Below are 5,299 nucleotides of genomic sequence, written 5' to 3' on the forward strand. Positions count from 1 at the left end.
CTCTGCCGAACTGGGCCGTACCCGTCTGCTCATCAACGAACTGCTGCAACTTGGGCAGGGTTCTGTGGTGGAACTGAACAAGCTGGCTGGCGAACCGCTGGAAGTCTATGTGAACGGCAAGCTTGTGGCACGCGGCGAAGCCGTTGTCATCAACGAAAAGTTTGGCGTGCGCCTTACAGACATCATCAGTCCCATTGAAAGGGTGAAGCAGCTTGGCTAGCCTCGCTCATGCAGCAGCCTCCGCCGCTTCGGGCGGCGTGGCGTCTTCTTCCTTGCCCGCAGCGGCTGAAGCGGGCATGTCGGGGCAGGCGGTACGTGGCGCTGTGGAGCAGGGTGCGGCTTCATTGCCGCACGGGCTTGACCGGGTGGTGGACAACGCCGTTGAACTGGCCCGTCAGGGGCTTGGCGCAGCTGCGCAAGCTGCGGGACGTTTTGCCGATACCCTTTCTGACAGCCTCGACGGCGGCTTGGCCGGACAGGCGGCTGCCAAGGCGGCGGAACACAGTACAGGCCTTGGCGAAAGCTCCTTTTCCTGGAGCAGTTACGCGCAGGCTGTGGGCATTCTTTTTTTGCTGGTGGCCATATTGTGGCTGGTTGTGTGGCTGGTGCGCCGTTTCGGCAAGTTCAATTTTCTGCCGCGCCCGGGGGCCTTGCCCAAGGGAGCTCTGGTTATGGAAGCGCAATTGCCACTGGGTCCGCGTAAAGGGCTTATGGTGGTACGCTTCTTGAATAGAAGGCTGTTGCTGGGCGTGACCGACCAGCACATAACCCTTCTGACCGAGGAGCAGGCGCAGCATGAGCCGCAGGACAAGAATTTTCAACAAGTCATGGAAGACGCCGCTCGTAGCGCTGACAGCCGCTAGTCTTCTTTTTTTGCTGCCCCATCTGGCCCATGCCGCTCAGGACATGGCCATGCCCACCTTGCAGCTCAGCCTGGCCGGCGGCGCTAAATCGCCGGAAAAAGTCTCGGTGCTGCTGGAAATTCTCTTTCTGCTCACCGTACTCTCCGTGGCTCCGGCCATCATGCTCACGGTCACCAGTTTTACCCGCATCATCATCGTCTTCAGTTTCCTGCGTCAGGCTATGGGCGTGCAGCAGTTGCCGCCTACCCAGATACTTGCCAGCCTCGCCATTTTTATGACGGTGGTCATCATGTATCCTGTGGGCAAGCAGATCAACGACGACGCCCTGCAGCCCTACCTCAGCGAACGCATGGATTATAAAGAAGCTCTGGACAAGGCGCAGGCTCCCCTGCGTACCTTCATGTTCAAGCATACCCGCGAAAAAGACCTTTCCATCTTTTATTCCATCAGCAAAATGGAAGCCCCCAAGAGCAAGGAAGAAGTTCCTACTATGCTGCTGGCGGCGGCCTATGTCATCAGTGAACTGAAGACGGCCTTCACCATCGGCTTTCTTATCTACATTCCCTTTCTTGTGCTTGATATGGTCATTTCCAGCGTGCTGCTGGCTATGGGCATGATGATGCTGCCGCCCATGATGGTATCCATGCCGTTCAAGTTGCTGCTTTTTGTGATGGTCGACGGCTGGAATTTGCTTGTGGGATCGCTTGTCAACAGCTTCCTTCTCTGACGTGGAACTGGCATCATTTTTGTATCTACAGGGCGCCAGTGATTGGCAGTGTCAAAAAATTCCCTCGGGGGTAAGCGCATGTCTCCTGATTTCGTTATCGGTTTTGGCCGCCAGGCCATTGAATTGTGTCTCATGATGGCTCTGCCCATGCTGTCTGTGGGGCTGGGTGTTGGTGTGCTTGTAAGCGTTATTCAGGCCGCCACCCAGATTCAGGAAATGACCCTGACCTTTATTCCCAAGATCGTCTGCATGTTCCTGGCTCTGCTGCTGGCCTTGCCCTGGCTTATGGAGCGCATGATAACCTTCACGCGCGACGTATTCATTAATATCCCCAACTACGTGCGCTAGCTGTATGCGGTTCTCTTATACCTCCTTCAACGCAAGCGTGGGGCTTTCCCCTTGCTCAATACTGCGGACGATGCATCATGTATCGGACTTTGTATAATCAGTATGATGTACAAAAAAGCATAGATACAACCGCAAATATCACAGATCAGAATAAGTCTAGAAAAAATACAGAAAGAGTTTGTCTTTCAATAAAAAAAGGAAATGTCTGTGACATTTCCTTTTTGAGTTGTCTGATGGCGCTTAGTTGTGTAAATAAAAGGGCGAACGCCTTGTTAAACGCAACAGAGCGTTCTTGTTTTTTGCATAAACCGCGCGTTGAAGTTGCGGTTTATTGTGTCGGGTTCTTATCAGGATTTGGCGCGCGCAGCCGCAGCCAGTCCCAGCAGAATGCCTCCAGCCTGGGCCACATTAAGCGAATCAAAGCTTCGCGCCAGCGGTATGCGCATCATGTGTGCGCAACGCTTGGCAACGCCGGGCCGCAAGCCTTTATCTTCGTTGCCCAGCACCAGAACGGCGGGCAGGCACATAGGTTCGGCAAAGGCGTCAAGGCTTCCGGAACCCGCCTGGCCTCCTGCACCGTAAATGGTCAGCCCGGCCTCTTCGGCGCTGTCCAGGGCATGCCCCAGATTGGTCACGCGGGCCACGGGCAGATGCTCAAGAGCGCCTGCGGCGGCGCGGCGCGCCGCTGGTCCAAGGTAGGCGCTGTTGTGGCGGGGCAGAATGATGCCCGCGCCGCCCAGGGCGTAAAGGGTGCGGCAGAGCGTTCCCACATTGCCGGGGTCCTGCACCTGATCAAGGGCAAGTATTATGGGCAGGGGAGCCTGCTCCACAGTCGCAAAAATGTCTTCAAGCTCGCAAAAGCTGGTGACAGACAGACGGGCCACCACGCCCTGATGCCCAACGGCATCGCGCCCGGCTTCACGGCTGCCGCCACTAGCGGGACGGCACAGGCGGTCCAGCACAGGCTGATCCACCAGGGTAAAGCGCACATCGTTTTTCCGGCAGAGGTCCTGCATTTCGCGAGCCTCGGGACCACGAAGTCCCTTTTTGCAGAATACGCAGTCAATGCGCTGCGGGTCGCTGGACAGGAGTTCCAGCACGGGTTTGAGGCCCGGGAGAAGAGGGGCGTCTTCGGATTGAGTATGCATGCACGCCTCCGCACGAGGTAAAACGGCTGCTACGGGCGGCCGAGGTAAAAATTACGAGGACAAGGGCGTCCACAGTCATGCGCTGTGTACGCATCTTCCCGGCTCATGGCAAGCCGGGCAGACAAGGAGTTCACCATGACGGTATATAGTATGGACACTGCTGCGCAAGGACGCAAGGGCGTAACGGCTGGTCTTCGCCTTTGTGTGCTGGCAGCCGCGTGCTGCCTCATGCTGGCCGGAGGCTGCGCCTCACGGCAGGACGGCGGGTCGGGCAATCGGGGTGTCTCCTTTTCCATTCCCGATGATGACCCCACTCCTCTGAGCAGCAAGGAAATGGCAGCGCTCAAATCCACAAGCCAGGTGGATAAAAATGTGCCTCCCGAAGCTATGGATGACGTGACGCGGCAGTATAAATACTACCTGCGCAAGGGGCGTAACTCTGTTTGCGTCTTTTCCAAAAGGGCAGAAGGGTACTTGAGCTATTCCCGTCAGGTTTTTCGTTCGCGTGGTATTCCCGAAGAACTGGCCTACCTCGCCATTATAGAAAGCGGCTACCGGGTTGATGCCCGCTCTCCCGTGGGGGCCACAGGCGCGTGGCAGTTCATGCCTGCCACTGGCGAGCGCTTTGGCCTCACACAGGACTGGTGGACCGACGAGCGTCTTGATCCTTATGAGTCAACTGAGGCAGCAGCGGACTATTTGCAGAAGCTGTACGACTACTTTGGCGACTGGCCAACAGCCGTGGCCGCCTATAATGCGGGCGAGGGCAAGATCAGCCGCGCCAAGGAAGGCACAGGCGGTAAAAATTTCTATGAGGTCAAGGCGCGCAACCACATGCTGGACGACAAGGCCCAGCTGCGTGACGAAACCAAGCAGTATGTGCCGCGCTTTCTGGCAATTACCAAGATTATGCGCAACCTGCCCGAGCTGGGGTTTGAATCCATCCGTCCTGAAAACGCGCCGGGCGTGTTGCGCCTTACGGCGCGCCCTGGCACTGACCTCAATGGTCTGGCCGAGGCCTGCGGTATGAGCTGGGGCGAATTTGCCGTCTATAATCGTCACCACAAACGCCGGATTACAGATACTGGGCGTTCGACCTTTGTCTATGTGCCGACCAGAAGCGAGCGGAAGGCTCAGGCTTTTCTGGGGTCGTCCCGCTGTACGGCCTATGCCGGGTGGGGGGCCATGCGTGTGGCCAGCAATGGCGATTCGTGGGAAAAGATCAGCCGTCGCAGCGGAATCCCAGTTGCCCAGTTGCGCGCGCTCAATCCTGGTGAAAGCCGGCTGAGCGCCGGGCAAACCGTGTTGGCCCCGCGTTCGGTGGACATGTCTGCCAGAGCGGTGGCGGCGCTGGACGGCAAGGGTTCGACAAAGGCCGAAAGCGGCAGGAAGTCATCCGCATCTGAAAGATCGGTAGCTCAAGCCCCGGCATCAGCGCCAACCCGTTCCCAAGCCCAACCCGTCCGGCCGGCGGTTTCGTCGGGCAGTCACACGCTTCAGCCCAATGAAACCCTGTACGCTGTGGCCCGGCAGTACAATGTCAGCGTCAAAGATTTGCAGGATCATAACAATATAAGCAATCCCAGTGCGCTTCACGCCGGAACCGTACTGCGCATTCCCGGCGGCGCTTCGGCCGGGGGAGTATCCGCAGGCTCTGATGGCAGGGTGGGCAGCAAGGTTCCCGCCAAGGCATCCAGAACTACATATACTGTGCAGGCTAAAGACAGTCTGTGGAAAATCGCGCGCGAGCACAAGGTCAGTGTTGAGGATCTTATGCGGTGGAACGGCGTAAACGAGAAGAATCTGCGCACAGGTTCTGTGCTGGTCGTGGAACAGTAGCCAGGCCAGAGGGGTTTTCTTTGCGGGGCATCGGTTTTCAGAATGTGCCGTTTTTGGTAAAACCCGCTGCTGTCGCGACATAAAGGGGTTTTGCCTCAATCATGATGCAACAAACTGATAAAAAAAGAAGAATTTGGTTGACACCTGCCCCCCTTTGAGGCAAATTCTCGTTTCGCGCAACGGCGGTGACTTCAAAACGACACACAAGCGAAACAAAGTTTCGCGAAGTCGAAAAAAGTGATTGACGGGGTTCGAAAAGAGGAGCATAAGTCTCCCTCGCTCATACAAAACTGAATAATGACTTTGACTTGCGATGCCAGGAACTTTTCGGAAAGCGAAAAAAGTGATTGACAGTTTAAGCAAAGGGGAGCATA

General features: G+C 56.7%; 6 protein-coding genes. 5 read left to right on the forward strand and 1 reads right to left on the reverse strand.

Going from position 1 to position 5,299, the window contains the following annotated elements:
- From fliN to fliQ, 4 genes are all read left to right on the forward strand, one after another.
- A partial coding sequence (fliN, locus tag QM579_RS11345) for a flagellar motor switch protein FliN (RefSeq protein WP_414999255.1) occupies positions 1-220 on the forward strand: 220 nt, incomplete at its 5' end.
- The gene (gene fliO / locus QM579_RS11350) at positions 213-863 is read left to right on the forward strand and encodes a flagellar biosynthetic protein FliO (protein ID WP_414999256.1); all 651 of its coding nucleotides are present in this window, start codon (positions 213-215) and stop codon (positions 861-863) included. The genes fliN and fliO, both read left to right, overlap by 8 nt.
- Before the next feature lie 43 nt (positions 864-906).
- Positions 907-1,590 carry a flagellar type III secretion system pore protein FliP gene (gene fliP, locus QM579_RS11355; protein WP_414999259.1) on the forward strand — a complete coding sequence of 228 codons (684 nt, stop codon included), beginning with the start codon at positions 907-909 and terminating at the stop codon, positions 1,588-1,590.
- A gap of 78 nt (positions 1,591-1,668) precedes the next feature.
- On the forward strand, positions 1,669-1,938 hold the full coding sequence (gene fliQ / locus QM579_RS11360) for a flagellar biosynthesis protein FliQ (RefSeq protein WP_183720851.1): 270 nt from the start codon (positions 1,669-1,671) through the stop codon (positions 1,936-1,938).
- Positions 1,939-2,285: 347 nt separating this feature from the next.
- Here fliQ and QM579_RS11365 read toward each other — a convergent pair whose 3' ends face one another.
- Positions 2,286-3,086, reverse strand: a complete 801-nt coding sequence (locus QM579_RS11365) for a TrmH family RNA methyltransferase (protein ID WP_414999257.1) — start codon at positions 3,084-3,086, stop codon at positions 2,286-2,288.
- 135 nt (positions 3,087-3,221) lie between these two features.
- Here QM579_RS11365 and QM579_RS11370 point away from each other — a divergent pair, with 135 nt between their 5' ends.
- Positions 3,222-4,925 (forward strand): LysM peptidoglycan-binding domain-containing protein, encoded by a 1,704-nt coding sequence (locus QM579_RS11370; protein ID WP_414999258.1) that lies wholly within the window; start codon positions 3,222-3,224, stop codon positions 4,923-4,925.
- The last annotated feature ends 374 nt before the right edge of the window (positions 4,926-5,299 follow it).

The organism is Desulfovibrio sp., from assembly GCF_047607245.1.
Classification (GTDB): Bacteria; Desulfobacterota; Desulfovibrionia; order Desulfovibrionales; family Desulfovibrionaceae; genus Desulfovibrio.